Genomic DNA, 21980 nt, shown 5'->3' on the forward strand with positions numbered 1-21980 from the left:
CGTATTCATTTTTCAGAATGAATGAACATGTTAGCACAAGTTTTGGGAAGTCATCAGGCCGGAGATGCTGCAACATCTTCGGTTTTTTTGTAAAGTAGAATTTCGGTTATGCCATAAATCAGGGATTAGCGTGAACAGATTTAAAGGGTGCGCATTCTCCGCCGCTGAGTATGACCGATGTTCCTTCGACCGCGGATTTTGTGTTTAACAAGGCATTGATAATTTCAAGCTTCGGAAATAAGGACTCCTGCGTGAGATCAGCCGTGATCGGGCAATTCAGAATCGATTTATTGGTTACCTCAATTTCAACACCATAAGCTTTTTCCAGTTTCTCGATCACGGAACTCAAAGGTGCTTCTTCAAAATTGAAGGCTTCCGGTTTGACAAATTCTTCCTGATGCTGCACCAGAACCGGGCTTTCCACCAGCCCTGTCACATACTGCTCACTTTCGGCAAGATAGATCACCTTTTTATTGGGGGTTAACACAACGCCTTCTTCGCCCGGTTTGAAATCAGCTGTGCTATGCGCGGATTTTTCGACGATAACCTTTCCGGTCACCACCGCCACCTCGACATTACCGGATATTTTATCTTTCCGGATTGTAAAACTGGTACCGACAACCTTGGTCACAATATCTTCACTATACACCAGAAAAGGTTTTTCCGGATTTTTGGCGATATCAAAAAAACCGTTTCCAACCAGATAAACCACTCTTTTATCTGATGCAAAACTTTCAGGATAATAAAGCGAAGCCCCCGGATCGAGTCTTACCGTGCTCCCGTCTTTCAGCTGCACCAATCTGGTTGTGGCCGTATTATTTTCTGTATGGGATAAGGAAGCAAAAGTTTCTACCGAAATTCCTTTTACGGGAAATGAAGCCAGTTTTCGGTAATCGGATGTGTAATAAATAAAACCAAGCACAAACAGCACAGCCGCCGCTGAGGCCATTTTAAGTACGCTGCTTTCCCACCATCTTCTTTTGACCGGATCAGGCAATGCTTTTTCGCCGGTCGTCTCAGATTTTATCCTTAACCACAATTTTTCTTCCAGATTTTTTCGGTACGCATGGTCTGGCTCACCAACTTCATTGTCAATGGAGTCGTACCAGAAATCCATTACACGTTTTTCTTCCGGCGCAGCGGCGTTATCCATGTAACGTTGTAAAATTTTCAGAAACCCTTTTCTCTGCTTTTGCATAACCCGGCTTAATACTGTTGTGTCACTTTTACACTATACTTAATAAGTAAACCGGGAAGCTGTTTTACCGCAAATTGTTTTAAAAGTTATTGAAAAGTTTATACCATTCATAAGAAATAAATCAAATTTTCTTGATTAAATCCAATGATAGGATATAGGTGGGTTTAGTGAAACTGAGCAAACATTAGCGTCAGCATCAAAACAACAAAATCTTTGAGGTACACCCGCATGGAGCGGAGCGACTGCGTAATGTGATATTCAACCGTTCGTTCCGGTATGTGAAGCAAGTCTGAAATCTCTCTGACGGACATACCTTCCAGTCTGTTCAACCGAAAAATCTCCTGCGTTTTGGGAGGGAGGTTTTCAATTCCATTGGTAATGGCCTGACTCAGATCCTGCAAGGCCAGCGCTTCTTCCGTATTAGAATCTGCGTCTACTTTCAAACTGATGGTATCACGCTGGTAGGTCTGACGGACAATCCGGGATTTAATGTAGTTTAGCACTTTATATTTTACAGCACTGAACAAATACCGATCCAACTCGTTAATATTAAGCCGGATACGGCGTTCCCAAAGGTCCACAAAAATATCCTGTACAATTTCTTCTGCATCTTCCTGCACCTCAACCTTACGCCTGGCCACAGTATACAGTTTGTACCAATACCTTTTGTAGATTTCCTGAAAAGCATTTTCATCACCTGTTTCGAGGAGCTGTATTAAAACGGCATCGGTAGCAATGGTGTCCTGCATAAATGAATACTTATCCTCAAAAGTATAATTTTGATCGGATAATAAACAATAAAATAATCAAATATATCTAAAAATACTCACATATTTAAAGGGCTGAAATTTGTGGTTTTCCACGAAACCGATATCAAATACGACAAGCATAAACCCGGGTAAGCGTCCGGGAAATCATTTTTACTGTTTTGTTTAACAATTTATTGAAAAGTCTTTCCTGTAATGATCAGCCTCTCATCATGGTCTTTTCGTCTGCAACCGCCGGTTTCATAAAAGTTGTCAGGCGGATACAACATCTTTTGAAAAAAGCCGGCAGCCGATATACAAGGCTCCGCAAATCCGGCACCATGAAAAATACAGTTTGCGATTCAGGACAGAATAAATCATTAATCAGAAGTTTATAAAAATAATCAGTGCCGGAATAGTCTTTATTTTGAGGGAAAGCGTTTTTATTATAGAATTTTTTCCATTAATTGTTAATAAATTCTATGCTAGTCACTATTAGTATAGTACAATTGTTCCACTAAAAGATATACATTTGTGATATAACCTTTACTCTATGAAAAGAAGAAACTTTTTGGCGGCCTCTGCCTTGACGGTGGGAGCCTTGATTCAAAGTAACGCCCCTTCTCTGGGCAGCCCGCTATCTACTCACAAGCAACGACTTACAGATTACCTAAACAACATCGGAGCAATTCCACAACTTTTTTCATTTCTGAATGACCCCGAATTACTGAATGTTTACCAATCAAAGTCTAAAAGTCTGACAGATGTAGGTTACCGGCAGCACGATGCAAAGTTTTATTTTTGCGATAAAAACCAGACTGCTGCTTTTCCGCTCTCTTTAAAAAATACGTCTGCGGGAATTATTGATATCAGTGCGCTATTTTTCAGAAAAAATGCAGCCGGGAAGTGGCAATATTGCAGCTCCTTGTCCAGCTTTCATTTCGACGCCATTGCACGGGCGGTTTCAGAGTTTGAAATCAAACCGGATCAGAAGGTATTAACTGAATTATTTGTTCCTGTCATAACAAAATCAGAACATGCCGCCGACGGAATAATTACAACCGCCAAGGGAACCATGAAATTAAAAGTGCTTGTGCAGGAACAAAAAACAACGCTTGAATTCAGTTTAAAACAAAACAAAGAAATTCTTTTCGCCGAAAACTTCATTTCCCGCCACACGCTTTCCTGTGACAGCCTGGCCTAATGAACCTGAATAACCCATAAGAAGATAAAACGAAAAATCCGTCAGACTGACGGATTTTTCGTTTTTCCACCCAAACTAATTCACAACAACAGCAGTTTTTTTATATCAAACAAATTTCCACCCTAGTACACTTCTGTTAAATCTGCCTCTTCCTCAGGTGTATACATGCGTGATCTGACAATAAACCGGACACCCATTGGAATTTCCAGCGAAAAGCTTGATCCCCTGCCCGGCGTCACATCAATGGATAGCTGCGTATGCTTCCAGTACTCAAACTGATCTCGGCTCATGTAAAACGCACAACCTGCAATTTCCCCCAACAGCACATCGCTATCGCCGGTTTTAAACTCTCCTTTTTCAAAACACATCGGCTGAGAGCCGTCACAACAACCTCCGCTCTGATGAAACATAAGATCTCCGAAGCGTTCCTTCAACTGAGCCACTACTTTTTCGGCTTCGGGCGTTATCAGCACACGGGGCGTTTTCATGGTATAACCGGATTAAAATGGATACAGAATAAAATTCAGACAAAACACCGGCGGTACATAGCGCCGGCGAATGTCTGACAAAAAACAACACCAGCATTAAAAGAAACCAAGCTTATTGCGATCGTAAGAGATCAGCATATTTTTAGTCTGACGATAATAACCCAGCATCATCTTATGGTTTTCACGACCGAAACCGGATTTTTTGTATCCGCCAAAAGGTGCGTGCGCAGGATAAGCGTGATAATTGTTCACCCATACCCTACCCGCCTGAATGGCCCGGGGCACCTGGTAAATCTCATGCGCATCACGCGTCCATACGCCTGCGCCCAAACCATACAAAGTATCATTGGCGATCTCAATCGCTTCCTCAACCGTTTTGAAAGTAGTGACGCATGCCACGGGACCAAAAATCTCTTCCTGGAAAATCCGCATCTTGTTATTCCCCTTGAAGAGCGTCGGCTTGATGTAATAACCGCCGGAGATACCGTTTTCAAACGTATTGGCTTCTCCCCCGCACAAGACCTCAGCGCCTTCTTCCTTACCAATTTTCAGATACGAAAGGATCTTTTCGTACTGATCGTTCGACGCCTGCGCGCCCATCATCGTCGTTCCATCCAGCGGATGCCCTAATTTAATAGCCTTGGTACGCTCGATAACACGGCTCATAAATTTGTCGTAAATGCTTTCCTGCACGAGAATCCGCGACGGACAGGTACATACTTCGCCCTGGTTCAGCGCAAACATAACCGCACCTTCCACGGCCTTGTCAAAAAACGCGTCGTCTTCATCAGCAACCGAAGCAAAGAAAATATTTGGCGACTTACCTCCAAGCTCCATCGTTACCGGAACAAGGTTTTCGGAAGCATACTGCATGATCAGACGTCCTGTTGTGGTTTCGCCAGTAAAGGCCACTTTGGCTACGCGCGGAGACGTTGCCAGCGGCTTTCCTGCTTCCGGGCCAAATCCTGTTACAATATTAAGAACACCGGCGGGCAGCAAATCCCCGATCAACTCCATCAGACACATGATCGAAGTCGGCGTCTGCTCCGCCGGTTTTACGACCACACAGCAGCCGGAAGCCAGTGCCGGAGCGATTTTCCAGGTTGCCATCAATAATGGAAAATTCCACGGAATAATCTGGGCTACTACGCCAAGCGGCTCATGCAAATTAATGGAAACCGTATTTTCATCATGTTCCGAAATACCGCCTTCCTCGGCACGTATCACCCCGGCAAAATAGCGGAAGTGATCAACGCATAAGGGCAGGTCGGCCGCTCTTGTCTCACGGATTGCCTTACCATTGTCGATGGCTTCCACCACGGCGAGATATTCCAGATTGTCTTCAATAACCTGGGCAATTTTTAACATAATATTGCTTCTGTACGTCGCAGCTGATTTGCCCCAGGTTTTAAATGCCTCATGAGCTGCGTCCAGAGCCAGCTCAATATCTTCCTTGCCGGACCGTGCCGCCTTTGTAAAAACCTTACCATCGATCGGTGAAAGATTATCAAAATATTCACCCTTTACCGGTGGGACAAATTTTCCGCCGATATAATTTTCGTATTGTGCCTTAAAAGAAGGTCGTTGGGCAAGGGTGGAACTAACATCTGATTTGTTTTCTACTTCCAGCGTATCCATAGATATATCAATTTTAATTCGTGAATGACTGTCACAAACTTACTCGTCAATCAGGCTTTTGACTGGAACTATTGTTTCAAATAATAGGATAATAATCTCAAAAAAAATAAAATTATTGCTATATTTATTCAGTCATTGTCACGTTATCTTTCAGGTGTAAAATCGAAGACGACACCTTGATTTTCTCTACATCTTTATCGCCCAAGTAAAATGCCAGCAGGATATAAACTCAATCAGATCGCTATTTCCAGTCAGAAATCCATGAAAACACTGGTGGAAAACCGCCGTGCTTTTACGCTTCAAAATTGCGAACTGAATGTTTTTGAAACCCAGCAGGCTTCTGCTTTGGTGCCGCTTACCTTTTCCGATTTTGTGGTAACCAGTATGCTGCGGGGCAAAAAGATCATGCACCTGTTTGACCAGCCCGGATTTGACTATTTGCCGGGCGAGACTGTGCTTGTGCCCGCTCACGTGACCATGAAAATAGATTTTCCGGAAGCTACTGAACTTAACCCGACGCAATGTATCGCCCTCGCGCTTGACCAGACAAAAATTCAGCAGATCGTCGACCGGCTCAACGAACAATATCCACGCGAAGGCCAGGATCAGTACTGGCAGTTGCAGCATAACCAGTATCATTTTCTCAATAACCTTGACCTGGCTCAGAGCATCAATAAGCTAATCCATATCTGTTCCGGAAATTCACTTGGAAAAGATATCCTAGCCGACCTGACGCTTCAAGAGCTGGTTGTCCATATTGTGCAAACGCAAAATCTGCAATCGGTTCAGCAGGACCTGTATCACCAGCAAGACAACCCGCTTGCGTATGTGATCCATTACATCAGGGCAAATATTGGTGAAAAAATTCTGGTGGAGGATCTCAGTGAAAGGGCCTGCATGAGCCGGGCATCTTTTTACAGGGCCTTTAAGAGGGAGTTCAGTATCAGCCCTCTGGAATTTGTTTTGAAAGAAAAAATTAAAAAAGCGAAGTCCCTGCTTTCCGATTCGAGGACTACTATTTCTGATGTTTGTTATCAGCTCGGTTTTTCAGACCTGAATTATTTCGGCCGGCAGTTTAAAAAATCCGAAGGAATTTCGCCGTCACAATATCGCTATGTCAGCGGAGGGCTGGATGAACCTTCGGGGCATAAAGAGTAAATTCACCTCACCTGATGATCTTATGAAAACACGCTACAACTTTCAAAGATATGGTCTGCGCTTTTTCAATGGCCTCATTTTTTTCTCTCTTTTCATGGCCCTTTCCTTTACGACCGTCAAGGAAAGCTGTCAGGGAAAACTTTTTTACAAAGCCGGGAAAAAGACGTTTGATATTGAACTAAAATATGCGCACTTCATTACCGGGCCGGATACATTTGATCCCAAAAAGAAAATCCGAAGGCTGATATTTACAGCAAATCCGCTTGACGAAAAGATAAAATCCTGCAAAGTGCTCAATTGTGTAGATCAGTACATCGAGGGTATTCAGCTGGATCTGGACGCGGCGCCAAGGTTGCTTTACTGGGTAAGTGTCAACGGACAGTTGGTTCAGTATTCGGGCACATCGGTTAATGAGACACTTTCACTTTCCACGGATTCCCAGGAACAACTTGCAGGCACACTGAAATTTGATCATTCAGCGGCCGGAGGCCCTGTTGTGGATGTCACTTTTAATGCGGACCTGATGAAAAACTTTGATGAGGCGAGGTAGGAAACATTTATGGTTAATATGGGATAATCTAAAAAAATAAGGGACAGCTATAACGAATTGCCCCTCATCTACAAAGAACTTCTAAAAACAAGGTTAGTCCTTTTAGAGACTTCTTTACTAAAAAATAAATACCGTAAGATGCTTTTCTCGAAGCATTTTACAACATATATTCTGCTTTAAAACTTAAATATAAAGCAGATGCAGACAAGTAAACAGTTAAACGAAATCAACAACATAATAGCAAGCAGTAAAGGAAAAGCTATCTATCCGGACTTTTATAGTTGGTACTCTACTATTCATCCAAAAAAGAGATAAACTGGTCTAATAGCAGAGGGGGTTCAAAAATGATTTTGAAACCCCTCTGCTATTTTGGTCCAAACAAACCTCAGTGCTTCTACTTTATCGAATCCAGCAGCAAATACCGTCCCCGGTTTTTCTCCGTTTCCAGACGGCTGTTAACATCGATCACCATAAACTGCACACCGTCACCCTGATTTGCGGCTGCCCATTTGGGTAAACCCGCACCATTTGGATTACCTGTTTTGATAAAATTTGCAAAGAAGTTCTGCATGGTTTCCGAGACTTTATGGTCCTCAGGAGTCCACGCATAAACTTTATTTTTTGACAAATTCCCCATAGCATATTCAATTTCCGCAGAATGCACGGCACCACGCGGCGGCGCTACTTTAACGGCATTTGGATCGGCTGTTTTGGTCACACCTCCCGCAAGACCTGGGGCTGCGTTGCCCATTTCCGCCGTCATGGCCGGACGCGGGCGGGCGTAATAATAACGGTAAACCGGCTTTCCTCCACCGGTTTTCGCCTGCATTTCTGCCCATTTCCAAGTACCGAACCCGATGAACCGGTCGCCCGCGAGATCCGTTGCAACCTGTTCCACATCGGCATCAGAAGATGCTGCGTATTCTTTCAAAACCTTATCTGAGCGTTCCCCGTAAAGTTTTTTCACCGCTTTGGTATAATTTTCCAGTGTTGGAGCATCCTGTCCCAACACAAAACGATAGTTCATTTCTTCCGAATTCCAGCCCACCAGCAAAGGCACATGTGCCTGTTCACCGGCGGTATAGGTCTCAACAGGATTTTTAGGGAAGAAATACCCATCCATAGTTGATAAAAATCTTCCTACACCCGATTTGGCCGTTGCTTCAAGCAGTTTCTCGGCCGGTATTGCACGCAGGTCTGCCAGCGATTTTGCACCAACCTGTTCTGCAAACTTCGAACCAGCCCCCTCTGCTTCCGACATCGGAACAGGCGGCAATGTGCCCAATACCGAACCACTTTCTCCGATAGCACCCGCAAATAATCCTTTGGCAAGGGGTGATGCCATTTGAGCACTCACCGAAAGTGAGCCTGCCGATTCGCCGGCAATCGTGACCCGATTAGGATCTCCGCCAAATGCAGCAATATTCTGCTTTACCCAACGAAGTGCAGCCGTCTGATCCAGATAACCATAGTTGCCCGAACCATGCCCCGATTCTTTTGACAATTCAGACGACGCAAAAAATCCAAATACCCCCAGACGGTAGTTCACAGTCAAGGCTACAATACCCTTGGTTGCCATACTTTCTCCATCATAACGTCCCTCTGAACCATCACCGGCCACAAAACCGCCTCCATAAAAATACACCAGTACCGGTAGCTTTTCTTTGGCCGATTTGGCGGGCGTCCAGACATTAAGGTAAAGACAATCTTCACTCATGCCATCCGACCGAAAGCCCATATCACCAAAAACATTGTTTTGCATGGCACGCGGCCCAAACTTGTCGGTCTTACGCACGCCCTCCCAGTTTTTGACAGGCTGTGGTTCCTTCCACCTCAGCTCCCCTACCGGCGGCTGCGCAAAGGGAATTCCTTTAAACGCATGGATGCCGCTGGGCTCGATTACACCTTCAACAACGCCATTAGCCGTTTTGATCTGTGGAGCTGCCGCAGTTTTCTTTGTCTGTGCCGTAGCCAGATGTGCCAACTGGGCCGCCAGTAAGATTGTGATAAACAATGTTTTCATCGTTTTTTGTTTTAAATAAAAAATGGGTACACCGTAAATTTATTCGATCAGCGCAGACACATATCATCAAATTTTTTTATTATTGTCTCACTTTGGAACAATAATAAAAAATTAAATCGACATTCTTCTTTTTTTCTAACTTGCACACAAAATTTTAATACTATGTCTGAACAAATAACGCCATTGGAGCAAAATCCCGAGGGTATTGATTTTCTGCCGGGACTGGCCATGGACTTTGTTATTTTTGGTTATCATCAGTATCAGCTAAAAATACTTTTGCTTGAATACCGCAACACGGACCTCTTTGCGCTGCCGGGTGGTTTTGTCAAAACACATGAAAATTTAAATGATGCTGCCCGTCGGGTTTTAGCGGAACGCACGAGCCTTACCAATATTTATCTCGAACAATTTTACACCTTTGGCGACCTTGACCGTTACGATCAGGCCCCGATGCGAACGATCATGCAGGCGAAAGGGTTGGTTCCCACGGACGAACACTGGCTACTTCGCCGGTTTATTTCGGTCGGTTATTACGCGCTGATCGATTTTACAAAAGCTGTCCCGACTCCCGATCCGCTGTCAGATACCTGTACCTGGTATGATCTGGACAATTTGCCCGGCCTGATGCTCGACCACACAAACATTGTTCAAAAAGCCCTGCAAACCTTACGCGCCGACCTGGATCGGAAACTGATCGGTTATGATAGCTGGGCCGCTCCGTTACTGGCTAAAACCTTTACCATGGCTGATTTGCAAAAACTTTATGAGACTATTCTGGGACAAAAACTTCGTCGTTCCAGCTTCCAGCGCAAAATGCTCAGTCTTGATATTCTGGACCGGCTCGAAAAACAATACAGCGGCGGGGCCCACAAAGCGCCTTATTTGTATCAGTTTAAACAGTAAACCTCGCAATAGTTAAGCCAGTTTTTTCTCTTTATTCCGGTTTCCGGTATTTCACCGGCAGACTGGCTATGTCCTCATTCAACCTCCCCCCTTTCCCGTCAGCATGAACGGTGTGCTTAAAAGTCTGCAAAATAATTTGATGCAATTCTTTAATTAGTTTATCTTTGTCACTAAGATATTTATCAGCTAAGATAAAATGAAAGAAGACCAAGTCAAACGTATCAGAAAACTGAGTCAGCTTTATGCCTACACATCGATTCAGATGCATGAAGCCGTTGCACGAAAGGCAGGGCTTTCCGGGACTGACCATAAATACCTCGGCTTTTTAATCGAAAAAGGACAAATGACTGCGGGCGAACTTTCCATTTTAACCGGCCTGACCACGGGTGCGGTGACCGGTTTGATAGATCGGTTTGAAAAGAAAAATCTGGTAAAAAGACAGTTTGCTGAAAACGACAGGCGTAAGGTGATCATTAAACCGAACACCGAAAACATCATGGCACTTTTTGTCCCGCTGTATAAAGATTTCAGAAGCAAGTCAGAAGCGCTCATTGCTTCCTTTTCAAGCGAGGAAAGTAAAGTCATTGAAGCCTATCTGGTAAAGGCCATGGAGATCATGAACGAAACAACAAGTCTGCTCAGTAATAAATAATCCGGAAAAAGAAAATGAAAAACGAGGCTATCTATATACTTGACTTTCAGAAAACTGACCTGAGCAAATTCGATCTGGTCGGAGGCAAGGGTGCCAGTCTGGGGGCGTTATCCGGCATTGACGGTGTGAAAGTGCCTGCTGGTTTTTGTATTACTACGGAAGCATATCAGGAAATTGTCAGGGATAACAAAACGTTTCTTTCCCTACTGAATCAGCTGACGGTTTTAAAAGCAGACAACCGGAAAGACATCAGCGAAATCAGTGCGAAAATCCGAAAGACGATCGAAGAAACACCGATTCCAACGAGTATCCGGAATGTGATTTTCAGATATCTTGAAGATTCTGGTGAAAGCAATGCCTATGCCGTACGTTCCAGTGCCACGGCAGAAGACCTGCCCACCGCGTCGTTTGCGGGACAGCAGGACACCTATCTCAACATCATCGGGAAGGAGGAAATCCTGAAACATATCCGTAAGTGCTGGGCGTCTTTATACACAGACCGTGCGGTCATTTACCGTTTGCAAAATGGATTTGACCAGAAAAAAGTTTATTTGGCTGTCGTTGTGCAGCAAATGATTTTTCCAGATGTATCAGGCATCATGTTTACCGCCGACCCTGTCACTTCGAACCGGAAAGTGTTATCCATTGACGCAAGCTTTGGGCTCGGAGAGGCATTGGTTTCCGGACTTGTCAATGCTGATAACTACAAGGTTCGGGATGGACAAGTGACCGATACAAAGATTTCCGCCAAAAAACTGGCGGTTTATGCCTTAACAGATGGAGGAACGAAGCAACGCGGGATTGAAACCAATCTGCAAAAAACCGCAGCACTTAGCGAGCCACACATTTTACAATTAGCAAGCATTGGCAGAAAGATCGAAAAACATTTCGGACATCCTCAGGATATCGAATGGTGCCTGGCGGGTGATACCTTTTATATCGTGCAAAGCCGGCCTATCACGACCTTATTCCCGATCCCGCAAATGCATGAGCAGGATAATGATGGGGTCGAGCCGCGTCTGGCTGCGCCACATTCCGGAGAAAGCAGCCTGCGCGTTTATGTATCGGTCGGCCACCAGCAAATGATGACCGACGCCATGAAACCACTGGGGTTATCTTTCTGGCTTTTAACAACCCCGGCATCGATGCGTACCGCAGGAGGACGATTGTTTGTTGATATCACACCACTGCTGGCTACTCCGGCTGGCCGAGAAACGCTTGTCAATGTTACCTTGGGGAAATCTGATCCACTTATCAAAGACGCACTTATAACACTCATAAAGCGGGAAGATTTTACAAAATCGTTCCCGGATGATAAACGGGAAGCGGGTCCAAGTAGAAACAATCAGGCTGTATCGCGTCCGGATTATCAAACTTTAAACGAATACAATTCGACAGGTGGCCCGGCCGCAATGGTATCAGATCTGATCAGGCGTAACCAAACATCAGTTGAGACATTACGACAAAATATCGGGACAAAGTCAGGATCAGATCTGTTTGATTTTATCCTCGAAGATATCCGGCAGTTAAAGAAGGACTTATCAGACCCGCAAAGTTTCGGTTTGATCATGACCGGCATGAATGCTTCGTTGTGGATCAATGAAAAAATGGACGAATGGCTGGGTGAGAAAAACGCAACCGACATACTTTCTCAATCTGCGCCAAACAATATTACCTCCGAAATGGGTCTGGCGCTACTCGATGTTGCCGATGTGATTCGGCCTTATCCGGCTGTCGTCGCGTATTTACAAGCAGTAAAAGAAGACTCCTTTTTGGAAAAACTGGATCAATTCGAAGGTGGAAAGGAAAGTCGCGGTGCCATCCATGCTTATCTTAACAAATATGGCATGCGTTGTGCCGGTGAAATTGATATTACCAAACCTCGTTGGCATGAAAAACCGACGACGCTTATACCAATCATTCTCGGGAACATCAAAAACTTTGAACCTGGTGCAGGGATTCAGAAATTTGAGCTGGGGTTACAGGAAGCTTCGAAAAAGGAACAAGCGTTATTGGAGCGACTAAGACAATTACCTGATGGTGAGCAAAAAGCCGGAGAAACAAAAAAGATGATCGCGCTGCTCCGGAACCTCGCCGGTTACCGGGAATATCCAAAATACGGGTTGGTTAACCGGTACTTCCTTTACAAGCAGGCCGTACTGAAAGAAGCCGAACGGCTCGTACAAGCCCACGTTATTCACAAAAAAGAAGATATTTATTATCTCTCTTTTGAAGAGCTTCGCGAAGTGGTAAATACCGAAAAACCAGATTATCAGGTCATCAATCAGCGAAAAGAGGAACACAAAATCAATGAAAAACGAACACCCCCGCGTGTGATCACGTCCGACGGAGAAATTATCTCTGGCAGATACAAACGCGAAAATCTTCCCGCAGAAGCCATCGCAGGTCTCGCCGTTTCTTCCGGGGTTATCGAGGGGCGTGCACGTGTCATTTTGAGTATAGAAAATGCAGTTCTGGAAGAGGGTGATATTCTGGTCACTTCTTTTACTGACCCCAGCTGGACGCCTTTATTTGTTTCTATCAAAGGCCTGGTCACCGAAGTGGGCGGCCTGATGACTCACGGAGCCGTGATTGCACGCGAATATGGTTTACCCGCCGTAGTCGGCTTAGAAAATGCTACCAGGCTGATCCGGGACGGACAGCGAATCCGGGTGAACGGAACGGAGGGATATGTAGAAATTCTGTAAAGCTGTCGGCAGTCATCGATCGGCTGGTTAACGGCTTGTCAATTATTCCGATCCGATCAACTTTTGCTATTGTTTCATAAAACCAAATCCAAGTGCAGTTCCGGCACCAAGCGCGGCACCAGCCACAACGTCGGATGGATTATGAACGCCTAAATAAACCCTTGAATAACCAACGGTACCCGCCCAAAGAAATGACGGAGCAACCACATACCATTTGGGATAAGCCCTCGACAAAGCTGTGGCGGTACTGAAAGAAGCCGACGTATGCCCCGACGGCATCGAATATTCACCGGGTCTGGAAATCGGTGTAAGGCTCAGGTGAACCAGAAAGGGTCTGGGTCTTTTGAATATTTTTTTCAGCGCAAAATTCAACAATGCCGTTGTGGCCGTGCTGCTGGCAACGTAGAGTGCATTTTGCCTCATGTCTTTATTCCGATCGATGGCGCCAGCTACGAACAAACCAGCCGGTATGGCAAGGTTCACATAATTATTGGCGTCCGAAATAATTTTCAGCGTTTTCGTCTGCGCTTCGGTTCGGGATGCTTCCGTTTTTTGGAGGATTTTAAAATCGAGCTTCTCAATGCCGTTCTGCGCACGTGCATTGAAAGACCATACAAAACAAAACAGCAGTAGGATTCTATTCATGGAATAAGGCAATTGTAAACCCCGGATATGTAGATAATACCCGATATCGCTCCAAAAAATTCAAAACCAATACATTTACTTCCTGACCGGCAACAAATTGAGCTCGTCAATTGCCTTAAAAATCGGGATAAATTCCAGGCCAAGGTCAGTTAATGTGTATTCCACATGCAGCGGTTTTTCCTTGATCACCTTTCTGTCCAATATCCCGCTTTCTTCCATTTCCCGCAATGCAACGGTCAATGCCTGCTTGGAAGCCTCGGGTAAAAGTTTCATAATTTGTCCAAACCGAACAGGGCCCTGAGTAGCATAACGGAAGATGCAAGGCTTCCATTTTCCGGTCAGCATTTTTAGTAAAAACTCTTTCGGGCAGTTTAAAAGCACCTCGTTTTTTTCGGTAGTCATACTATATTGACTAATTGCAGGTATTGAAAAATGGCTCTTCTTTTGTGTAAAACTAATCATTATCAGCCAATTTATGATTAAAAGAAAACGTAAGATCCGCCTCCTGACACAAGCCATGTGCCTGACCTTTTTTATTCAAAATACCATCGCCCAAAATATGGAAACCTATGCCGAAAGACTGGGATGGAAGAAAAACGACCGGGTCGTCATGTTCCACGTCGATGATGCCGGCATGTCATTTGAATCCAACGAAGGAGCCAGACTTGCCCTGGCCAAACAGGTAGCAACTTCTGTCAGTGTGATGATGCCCTGCCCATGGACCAGCGATTTTATAAACTACCTGAACGCCAACCCTGGCGTCGATGCCGGCCTGCACCTCACCCATACTTCCGAATGGAAAAATTACCGGTGGGCTTCCGTCTCGGGTATTTCGGCGACACCCGGATTGGCAGATCAGCAAGGCTTTTTATGGGATAATGTCCCTGACGTCCTCAGCCACGCAACGGCTGACGAAATAGATATTGAAATAATGGCACAAATCCGGAAAGCGCGTAAAATGGGTTTTAATCCTACACATCTGGATACGCATATGGGGACATTGTGGTCATCGCCGGATTTTCTGAAAAAATATGTGCAGACCGGTATTCGTGAACATATCCCGGTTTTATTGCCGGCTGGTCATTTGACATGGGTGGAACAATGCCTCGCGGAAGGACCCTTGTCAGGACTTAAAAAACTTGCAAATCCCGATGCCACTGCCGCGGAGGTTTTGGATGCAATCAGGAATCAGGGAGAAAAACTATGGCAGGCGGGATTACCGGTAGTGGATGACATTCATATCCTGAGTTATGACTGGGTTTTTCCTTCTGAATTAAAACCGACGGATGTAAATTTAAGAAATTTCAAAACGGAGAAATTCAAGACATTACTCAGTTCACTAAAACCAGGGATCACCGTCATCCTTATTCATTGTACAGAAGCAGGGGAACATTTTAAAAACATCAGTGACTCCGGCAATACCAGGCGGGCTGACCTGTTGGCCATGACTAACGAAAAACTCAAAAATTTCATAAAAGAAACCGGGGTGATCACAACCACCTGGAAGGAATTACAACAGAGACGTAACCAGATAAAACCATGATTACAGAACCCAAAAAATACAAAGTGGGCATGCTGCTGTTTCCCGGACTAACCATTCAGGATTTTGTGGGCCCCTATGATGTTTTCATTCGCGCAGACTGTTTCGAAGTATTGATTGTTTCTGAAAACACAGACTTGCTGCAAGCAGAAGGCGGGTTAACCTTAAAGGCTGATTATACTTTCGAAAACTGTGTCACTAAAAGCGATTTCTTCATCTATCATTTAGATGCGGTCCAGCGAACGATCCAGAATAGACTTGATCTGAGTAACCGATGATTGTAAAGCAGGGTCCGTTCATGCCAAATATGCTTAAAACGCACTTCCATCGCTTTTTGCAGTTTGCTTCGATTTGGCTTGTCGTTTTTATTTCGTAGCATTGTTTATGCCAATAGAAATTGCATGACGAATAGGAATTATAAGAAAATCATTATGTCATCCCACCCCTCAACTCATCCTCAATTGCGGCACGGGAGTGGTAAGCTGAGGTTTTATTTTACTAAGCTTCTTTACATAAATAAGTATCTTTTGATAAGCTGTATATTGACAAAACTAAACCTGAGATAACAATAGTGAAACAACACATCTTTACCGTACTTGCTACCTTGTTTTTTACGCAAGTGGGAATTGCCCAGTCTACCGGCACCTTCACTGACTCGCGAGATGGCCAAACGTATAAAACGATCAGCTTTAAAGAAGATTTGACGGGCAAAACCGTTACTTGGATGGCACAAAACCTGAACTATAAAGTTGAAGGCAGCTATGCTTATGATGACAATGAGAATAATCGAAAAGAGTTGGGCTTGCTTTACACTTGGGAAGCAGCGAAAAAAGCCTGTCCCAGCGGTTGGCATTTGCCAACGGACAACGAATGGGCTATCCTGGTAACTCAATTTGGCGGTACGGACAAGGCCGGTGAAGCTCTTAAAGGCGTCAAAAGCTGGAATGAAGACGGTAACGGCACCAACAGCAGTGGGTTCGATGCGCTTGCAGGAGGTCTCCGAAGACCCGACGGCAGTTATATGTTCCAAGGTACTCTTGGCTACTTTTGGACGTCCACACTTACTAATTCGGTTGATAAAGTCTGGGAGTGGAACTTTCACTATGGCGGCCCTCCAAGTAGCAGTAAACAAAATTTAAAAAAAGCGTTCCGTTGGGATGCTCAAGTTTCTGTCGGAATCTCAGTTCGTTTGGTCAGGGATTAGGTTATTTGCATATCTTTTATACACCTACTCTGCCTTTCTCAAAAGAGTGGCACTGATCAATGAAATAATCGCCAACAAATAGCGAAAATTTCCGATCGCGACCTGACTCCGTTTCTACAAAAAAAACGGTTTGACCAAAGGAACACATTTCCTCTGGTCAAACCGTTTACTATTTAAAAAATTCAAAACTTACTCTTTCACAAATTTCATCTGCTGGCTCTGTCCCTTTTCAGATTTCACCTCAATCAGATAAGTACCGGGCAGGAATTTTCCGACACCGGGAACCGGGATTATCTCCGATGGATTTTCATAACTTCTCTCAATCAGGTTCGTTCCTTTCAAATCGTTAATCTGAATTGTCACGTTACCCTCCAGGAGATTATTTAGCCGGATATTTAGCACATCGCTTCCCGGATTTGGAAACAGATAGGCCTGATTTTCCGGCGCTAAATTTTTATAATCCACTGCGGCAATACGTGAATGCTCAAATGCCCCGTCAAAATCGATTTGTTTTAAACGATAATAATTGATTTCATTCTGCACGGGGGCCGGGTCATTGAAAGCATAGGTTTGCCCGGCCTTCGAATCGCCCGATCCTGAAACTTTCCCAATTGCATTAAAGGTTTTCGCATCCGTGCTGCGCTCGATGACAAATTCTTTATTGCTGGTCTCGCCTGACGTTTTCCAGTTTAAAGAGGTGCCGGAAAAAGACTTTTGGGCAGAGAAACTCGTCAGATTCACAGGCAATACGGTATTCCCGAATTCTACAATTGCTGCATCGGCTGCCGGCAGGGTGATGCTGAACGTGCCTTGCGCGTTGGCAGCCATTTGCCTTTGGTTGGTACTGGCTCCGCTAAACAATTCTTTGGTCGTGTAAACATCGGTTCCGCTTAACCCGACCCTTGTCAGATCAACCGAAAACGTCTTGGCCGAACCACTATAATTAAAGATGGCCAGATAGGATTTACTTCCTTTGGTCAGCACAAAAAGTTCATTGGCCTGATTGCCCGTATTACCTTCCACGGGTGAAAAAGCGAGGCCATTTTTTGCCAGATTTAAAAGATCTGCATTTTGAAGCAGGGTTTGCGATTTTGCCGTCCAGGTCCCGGTTGCAGAATAATCGTCCCCCGTAATTAACGCGCCGGTTACGATTCCCGAGGCCAGCCTTGCACGATTTTCACCGTCGGGCTCATTCCCAAAAACGATATGATCCGCATCCAGATAATTGTAAATATGCTTCTGCCACCAGCCGTAAGTCGTGCTGTTCAGCGTATAACTGGTTTCATTAATATCCTTATATGAATCACAGGCAATCCTGCGCATGTGTGCATACCTTCCCGTAGCCAGATTAGGAGAAATGGCTGCGTAAACCAGCATTTTACCATCCAGTTGATCCGTCAGAAACTCCATCCCTTTTTTGAATGCCTCCATCCCGGTATGTACTGTGTTGTCATAATAACTGTCAGCCTCCAGGGCTGCATGCCCGAGAAAATCGATTTTGATCATTTCAAAACCGCAGGCTTTAAACTTACCGATCACAAGCTGAATCCGGTCTTTGGTACCCGGATGCGTTGGATCCAGCGCATAGGCACCATCCAGCTCCTGCGGACCGCCGTTTACTTTGGTCCAGGCATCTTGATAGTTTTGCGTACTGCCTTCCATCTGTCGACCGAATTTACCCCAATCCACAAAAGGCGCCCAGTAAATTCCTGGTTTGAAACCTTTGCTTTTGCAATAGTTGGCAAACTCGGTAAGCTGACTAAAATCGCCCGTCAGCCCTCCGCCCGACATATTGTCCCAATAAGAATCGAGATCGATGTACAGCGTATTGTCATCGTTTCTATAATTCGGCACACCTGTTGAAAAGAAGTCAACGACGGATTTCGCCTTTGCAAGATTGATATTCGACTGTATCGCGCCCCAGCTATTCCATCCAAAGGGAGTCGCCTCGTTCCAGTTAAAAATATAACGAGGTTCTGCGGCGGCATTGGCTTTTCCGTAATTGTCAAATCCGTTTCGCCAGTCGGTGTCATAACTCACCATAATTTTCGGCGACTTGCAACTGTTTTGCCCAACCGAAACCCAGCCATGCCCCCGCTTGTCTCGGGTAACACTTTCCTGCGTCCAGCCTGCCTGCACGGAAAGATAGGCAGTCTGGCCTCTGCCCTCGCCTACCAGATTTACCCCGGTTTTCCAGACGCCATGTTCTACTGAACCAATCACCAAACCTTTTCGACTGGTATTATCATAAATCGCACCGGCTTCCGAGCTAAAAAAATTGGCGTAGCGAATTTCCTTAGCATCATAACGTACCCAGGCATCGTTGTCAAAAGGGACAAACAAAGCGCGTCTGTCGGCATTGGCATGGATATCGACCAGATTCGAGGTCAACGGCGACATCCGGTAACAATTGGAACCGCTACCGTTCAGGATCGTTTCCGTGAAAAAGTAATTTTTCCCCGGATAGGTGTAAAACACCTGCTGCATTTCCAGCAGACCGGTACCGGTCATCGTAATGACATGTTTGGTTCCTGTTCCGAAGTTGTCAGTCACCGCATTCGAACTGTAAACCCGGCTGGTATAACCCACGGTACTTTTAAAAACCGAATTTGAACTGGCGGATGAAGACGCGTCCGAAATTACTTTTTCGTTATTGAAATACACGTCATAATATCCATTATTCAAGTCATAGTCAATGCGGTTATCAGCTCCAAAAGTTATACTTCTGACATCCGGCGCGTTGGCCGCGGACAAAAAAATCTTGTCAATATTGGGACCATAACCGTTGACATTATCCAGTTTGAGGCTGTTGCTTCCGGCAACGAGCGCAATACGCACCGTCGTGGATGCCGGTGTTGACCACCCTCCCGATGCCGGGCATGACACGCTGATGTAATTTCCACCATTTGGCGTAACGTTGATCGTTCTGGGATCACCTGTGCTGTAAGCAATCGTCAGGTTATAAATCCCGGTCTGCGATACCACAACGGGGATTAAAACGGCCCCGCCGCCCAGATTTCCAACCTGACTGCTACCTGAACAAGCACCACAGTTTTGAATGTCTGCGCCGTTGGAAACAGTTCCGCTTTCAGCTTCATAACTCTGTGCAAAAGCGGTCACGTGAAACAACAGCAGCAACCCCGCTATTGTTAATTTTGAAAAAACCTTACCCATAAAAAACAGCAGTTAAAATGTTGCAGATCAAAATGAAAAATACAGACGCGTGTCTCATGAGGCTGCGGTAATACGCAGCCTCATGAAGTCATTATTATTTCGAAGGGTTTTACCTATTGGTTATCTTAAAAATGGCCGCATCAGTTCCTGCCAAATCCACGTTGAGCGTTCCATTGGCGGCAGTTTTCCTGTTGCCGAAAAGCTCCCGGGTTTCATAGGATTTAAGATGATCAAGGCCAATTCTTTTAAGATCAATTGCAAATTTCTTGGGCTGATCAGTATAATTTAAGACAGCCAGATACAAGTCTCCGTTGATTTCCCGCACAAAAAGCTCACTAGCCGTGTCTCCTGAATTTCCCTCAACCGGCTTAAATGCAATACCATTTCTAGCAATTTGAAGTATATCAGGATTTTGCAGCAGCGATTTTGCCCTGTTCTTCCACGGACCCGGCGCAGAAAAATCATCGCCGGTTATCAGCGTACCTGTAATCACACCGGAGGTCAATCTGGCGCGGTTGACGCCTTCACTTTCCTCTCCGAAAACCACGTGATCCGCGTCGATAAAGTTATAGACATATGTTTGCCACCAGCCATAATTGAGGCTATTGAGCGTATAGCGGGTGTCTTTGATCGTTTTCCAGGCATCGCACGCAATACGACGGGTATGCGCGTAACGCCCCATGGCAAGGTTGGGAGAAATGGCAGCATAAATCAGCATCTGCCCGTCGAGTTGATCCGTGAGATGCTCCATCCCCTTTCTGAAAGCCTGCATACCGGTTGTGATGGCTGGATCAGAGAATTGATCTGACTCGATCGCTGCATGCCCCAAAAAATCAATTTTTATCATCTTGAACCCGCAATCCTTTAACTTTTTTATCACAAAAGCCACGCGCTGCTGTGTCCCCGGGTGCGTCGGATCCAAAGCTCTTCCGCCGTCCAGATCATGATAACCGCCGCTCACTTTCGTCCACATATCTCCGAATTTGGTTTTGCTTCCTTCTGCGATCCTGTCTCCTCCCGATTTCCAGCCCCAGTCGGTAAACGGTGCCCAGTAAACGCCAGGTTCCAGCCCTTTGCTTTTGCAATCGTCGGCGAAAGCCTTGAGTTTAGCAAAATCGCCATTCAAACCGCCTCTGAAAAAGTTATCCCAAAAAGAATCCAGATCAATGTAGGCCGTGTTCCCGTTACGGAATTCTTTGAGGCTGTCGGCAAAAAAATCTGCAACCGCAACTGCCTTATCATAGGTAATTTTCTCCTGAATCACGCCCCAGCTGTTCCATCCAAAAGGCGTTGGTTTGTCCCAGTTAAAAACATAAGGTTTGTCGGCAATACGGTTTGATTTGCCGTAAGTTTCCAACCCATCCCGCCAGTCTTCAAAATAACCAATCAAGATTTTAGGCGATTTCAGCATAGCGCCCGAAACGGTGCCGTGCGGAATTCTGTCGCGGGTCACTTTTTCTTCGCTGTATCCACCCCAGACTTCCAGCTGATTCAGCAGATTGCCAACCCCGCTGGTTTTCACTCCCGTTTTCCAGACGGTATGCTCAACTGATCCCACAATCAGACCTTTCCGGCTTTGGTTTTCATAAACCGCGCCAATTTCCGAACTGGTATTGGTCAGTTGAGAAGCCAGTGATTTTGCATCATAGGTGATAAAAGTATCATTGTCGTACGGAGCGAAAAGCGTACGATTGTCGCCTTTGACACCAATATCCACTTTCCGGCAAATCAGCGGGGCCATGTAATTACTTTTCAGATCCTTGCCTTCAATGATCACCTCCGAAAAGAAATAATCTTTATCAGGATAAACATAAAAAACCTGCTGCATTGCCGGCAGACCAGCCTGCGTCAACAAAATACGATGTTTTTCACCTTTACCAAAACCGTCCGTTATTGCAGTTTTTACATGTTTTCTGGTCGAATACCTGGCGCTGTTAAGTTCGGTATCGCCGTTTTTCACCAGTGCATAAGCCCCATGGATAATTTCCTTGCCCGCTGACTGCACATCAAAAAGGCCAGTTTTGATATGGTAATTGATACGGCCAGTTTTACCATAATGCATGCTGATGATATCCTTCTGAACCTTCATGCTCCCGGCACTGACAACATGGATCGTTAACAGGGTAATCCATAACAGATTACCCATTAC

General features: G+C 45.1%; 18 protein-coding genes. 9 read left to right on the forward strand and 9 right to left on the reverse strand.

What is annotated here, in order from left to right:
- Window positions 1-118: 118 nt before the first annotated feature.
- Window positions 119-1198 (reverse strand): FecR family protein, encoded by a 1080-nt coding sequence (locus tag M1L62_RS06745; RefSeq protein WP_254412265.1) that lies wholly within the window; start codon window positions 1196-1198, stop codon window positions 119-121.
- Window positions 1199-1362: 164 nt separating this feature from the next.
- The gene (locus tag M1L62_RS06750) at window positions 1363-1947 is read right to left on the reverse strand and encodes an RNA polymerase sigma-70 factor (protein ID WP_254412266.1); all 585 of its coding nucleotides are present in this window, start codon (window positions 1945-1947) and stop codon (window positions 1363-1365) included.
- 550 nt (window positions 1948-2497) lie between these two features.
- On the opposite strand from M1L62_RS06750, the gene M1L62_RS06755 reads away from it, so the two are divergent.
- A complete protein-coding gene (locus tag M1L62_RS06755) occupies window positions 2498-3148 on the forward strand; it encodes a hypothetical protein (RefSeq protein WP_254412267.1) in 651 nt (216 codons plus the stop codon).
- Window positions 3149-3270: 122 nt separating this feature from the next.
- Here the strand turns inward: M1L62_RS06755 and M1L62_RS06760 are convergent, their stop codons facing one another.
- Both M1L62_RS06760 and M1L62_RS06765 read right to left on the reverse strand, forming a co-directional pair.
- Window positions 3271-3636, reverse strand: a complete 366-nt coding sequence (locus tag M1L62_RS06760; RefSeq protein ID WP_254412268.1) for a DUF779 domain-containing protein — start codon at window positions 3634-3636, stop codon at window positions 3271-3273.
- Window positions 3637-3732: 96 nt separating this feature from the next.
- Complete coding sequence (locus M1L62_RS06765; protein ID WP_254412269.1) at window positions 3733-5274, reverse strand: aldehyde dehydrogenase family protein; 1542 nt, start codon at window positions 5272-5274, stop codon at window positions 3733-3735.
- Between the two features lie 210 nt (window positions 5275-5484).
- Between M1L62_RS06765 and M1L62_RS06770 the strand changes: the two genes are divergently transcribed.
- A complete protein-coding gene (locus tag M1L62_RS06770) occupies window positions 5485-6432 on the forward strand; it encodes an AraC family transcriptional regulator (protein ID WP_254412270.1) in 948 nt (315 codons plus the stop codon).
- 22 nt (window positions 6433-6454) lie between these two features.
- A complete protein-coding gene (locus M1L62_RS06775) occupies window positions 6455-6982 on the forward strand; it encodes a hypothetical protein (protein ID WP_254412271.1) in 528 nt (175 codons plus the stop codon).
- Window positions 6983-7376: 394 nt separating this feature from the next.
- Here the strand turns inward: M1L62_RS06775 and M1L62_RS06780 are convergent, their stop codons facing one another.
- The gene (locus tag M1L62_RS06780) at window positions 7377-9005 is read right to left on the reverse strand and encodes a carboxylesterase/lipase family protein (protein WP_254412272.1); all 1629 of its coding nucleotides are present in this window, start codon (window positions 9003-9005) and stop codon (window positions 7377-7379) included.
- A gap of 162 nt (window positions 9006-9167) precedes the next feature.
- Here M1L62_RS06780 and M1L62_RS06785 point away from each other — a divergent pair, with 162 nt between their 5' ends.
- The 3 genes from M1L62_RS06785 to ppsA all read left to right on the forward strand — a co-directional run bounded on the left by M1L62_RS06785 (window position 9168) and on the right by ppsA (window position 13268).
- Window positions 9168-9908 carry an NUDIX hydrolase gene (locus M1L62_RS06785; protein ID WP_254412273.1) on the forward strand — a complete coding sequence of 247 codons (741 nt, stop codon included), beginning with the start codon at window positions 9168-9170 and terminating at the stop codon, window positions 9906-9908.
- Between the two features lie 196 nt (window positions 9909-10104).
- Window positions 10105-10560 (forward strand): MarR family winged helix-turn-helix transcriptional regulator, encoded by a 456-nt coding sequence (locus tag M1L62_RS06790; RefSeq protein ID WP_254412274.1) that lies wholly within the window; start codon window positions 10105-10107, stop codon window positions 10558-10560.
- Window positions 10561-10574: 14 nt separating this feature from the next.
- Complete coding sequence (ppsA, locus tag M1L62_RS06795) at window positions 10575-13268, forward strand: phosphoenolpyruvate synthase (RefSeq protein ID WP_254412275.1); 2694 nt, start codon at window positions 10575-10577, stop codon at window positions 13266-13268.
- Window positions 13269-13334: 66 nt separating this feature from the next.
- Here the strand turns inward: ppsA and M1L62_RS06800 are convergent, their stop codons facing one another.
- Both M1L62_RS06800 and M1L62_RS06805 read right to left on the reverse strand, forming a co-directional pair.
- A complete protein-coding gene (locus tag M1L62_RS06800) occupies window positions 13335-13913 on the reverse strand; it encodes a phosphatase PAP2 family protein (RefSeq protein WP_254412276.1) in 579 nt (192 codons plus the stop codon).
- Window positions 13914-13988: 75 nt separating this feature from the next.
- The gene (locus M1L62_RS06805; protein ID WP_254412277.1) at window positions 13989-14315 is read right to left on the reverse strand and encodes a winged helix-turn-helix transcriptional regulator; all 327 of its coding nucleotides are present in this window, start codon (window positions 14313-14315) and stop codon (window positions 13989-13991) included.
- Window positions 14316-14388: 73 nt separating this feature from the next.
- On the opposite strand from M1L62_RS06805, the gene M1L62_RS06810 reads away from it, so the two are divergent.
- The 3 genes from M1L62_RS06810 to M1L62_RS06820 all read left to right on the forward strand — a co-directional run bounded on the left by M1L62_RS06810 (window position 14389) and on the right by M1L62_RS06820 (window position 16657).
- Window positions 14389-15456 (forward strand): polysaccharide deacetylase family protein, encoded by a 1068-nt coding sequence (locus tag M1L62_RS06810; RefSeq protein WP_254412278.1) that lies wholly within the window; start codon window positions 14389-14391, stop codon window positions 15454-15456.
- Entirely contained in the window at window positions 15453-15731 is a 279-nt protein-coding gene (locus M1L62_RS06815) for a type 1 glutamine amidotransferase family protein (protein ID WP_254412279.1), read from the forward strand. Before M1L62_RS06810 ends, M1L62_RS06815 begins: the two co-directional genes overlap by 4 nt.
- A 293-nt stretch (window positions 15732-16024) precedes the next feature.
- Window positions 16025-16657 (forward strand): FISUMP domain-containing protein, encoded by a 633-nt coding sequence (locus M1L62_RS06820; RefSeq protein ID WP_254412280.1) that lies wholly within the window; start codon window positions 16025-16027, stop codon window positions 16655-16657.
- A gap of 189 nt (window positions 16658-16846) precedes the next feature.
- Here the strand turns inward: M1L62_RS06820 and M1L62_RS06825 are convergent, their stop codons facing one another.
- Together M1L62_RS06825 and M1L62_RS06830 are read right to left on the reverse strand one after the other, a co-directional pair.
- Complete coding sequence (locus M1L62_RS06825; protein WP_254412281.1) at window positions 16847-19831, reverse strand: T9SS type A sorting domain-containing protein; 2985 nt, start codon at window positions 19829-19831, stop codon at window positions 16847-16849.
- Window positions 19832-19940: 109 nt separating this feature from the next.
- The gene (locus M1L62_RS06830) at window positions 19941-21977 is read right to left on the reverse strand and encodes an alpha-galactosidase (protein WP_254412282.1); all 2037 of its coding nucleotides are present in this window, start codon (window positions 21975-21977) and stop codon (window positions 19941-19943) included.
- Between the last annotated feature and the right edge of the window lie 3 nt (window positions 21978-21980).

It is taken from the genome of Dyadobacter diqingensis, from assembly GCF_024220585.1.
Lineage (GTDB): Bacteria > Bacteroidota > Bacteroidia > Cytophagales > Spirosomataceae > Dyadobacter > Dyadobacter diqingensis.

What these genes read in the sequence shown, in the direction of transcription:
- ppsA (WP_254412275.1), top strand. Translation starts at nt 10,575, where the DNA reads ATGAAAAACGAGGCTATCTATATACTTGACTTTCAGAAAACTGACCTG.
- M1L62_RS06750 (WP_254412266.1), bottom strand. Translation starts at nt 1,947, where the DNA reads ATGCAGGACACCATTGCTACCGATGCCGTTTTAATACAGCTCCTCGAA.
- M1L62_RS06765 (WP_254412269.1), bottom strand. Translation starts at nt 5,274, where the DNA reads ATGGATACGCTGGAAGTAGAAAACAAATCAGATGTTAGTTCCACCCTT.
- M1L62_RS06810 (WP_254412278.1), top strand. Translation starts at nt 14,389, where the DNA reads ATGATTAAAAGAAAACGTAAGATCCGCCTCCTGACACAAGCCATGTGC.
- M1L62_RS06780 (WP_254412272.1), bottom strand. Translation starts at nt 9,005, where the DNA reads ATGAAAACATTGTTTATCACAATCTTACTGGCGGCCCAGTTGGCACAT.
- M1L62_RS06775 (WP_254412271.1), top strand. Translation starts at nt 6,455, where the DNA reads ATGAAAACACGCTACAACTTTCAAAGATATGGTCTGCGCTTTTTCAAT.
- M1L62_RS06790 (WP_254412274.1), top strand. Translation starts at nt 10,105, where the DNA reads ATGAAAGAAGACCAAGTCAAACGTATCAGAAAACTGAGTCAGCTTTAT.
- M1L62_RS06825 (WP_254412281.1), bottom strand. Translation starts at nt 19,831, where the DNA reads ATGGGTAAGGTTTTTTCAAAATTAACAATAGCGGGGTTGCTGCTGTTG.
- M1L62_RS06785 (WP_254412273.1), top strand. Translation starts at nt 9,168, where the DNA reads ATGTCTGAACAAATAACGCCATTGGAGCAAAATCCCGAGGGTATTGAT.
- M1L62_RS06830 (WP_254412282.1), bottom strand. Translation starts at nt 21,977, where the DNA reads ATGGGTAATCTGTTATGGATTACCCTGTTAACGATCCATGTTGTCAGT.
- M1L62_RS06800 (WP_254412276.1), bottom strand. Translation starts at nt 13,913, where the DNA reads ATGAATAGAATCCTACTGCTGTTTTGTTTTGTATGGTCTTTCAATGCA.
- M1L62_RS06805 (WP_254412277.1), bottom strand. Translation starts at nt 14,315, where the DNA reads ATGACTACCGAAAAAAACGAGGTGCTTTTAAACTGCCCGAAAGAGTTT.
- M1L62_RS06760 (WP_254412268.1), bottom strand. Translation starts at nt 3,636, where the DNA reads ATGAAAACGCCCCGTGTGCTGATAACGCCCGAAGCCGAAAAAGTAGTG.
- M1L62_RS06745 (WP_254412265.1), bottom strand. Translation starts at nt 1,198, where the DNA reads ATGCAAAAGCAGAGAAAAGGGTTTCTGAAAATTTTACAACGTTACATG.
- M1L62_RS06815 (WP_254412279.1), top strand. Translation starts at nt 15,453, where the DNA reads ATGATTACAGAACCCAAAAAATACAAAGTGGGCATGCTGCTGTTTCCC.
- M1L62_RS06755 (WP_254412267.1), top strand. Translation starts at nt 2,498, where the DNA reads ATGAAAAGAAGAAACTTTTTGGCGGCCTCTGCCTTGACGGTGGGAGCC.
- M1L62_RS06770 (WP_254412270.1), top strand. Translation starts at nt 5,485, where the DNA reads ATGCCAGCAGGATATAAACTCAATCAGATCGCTATTTCCAGTCAGAAA.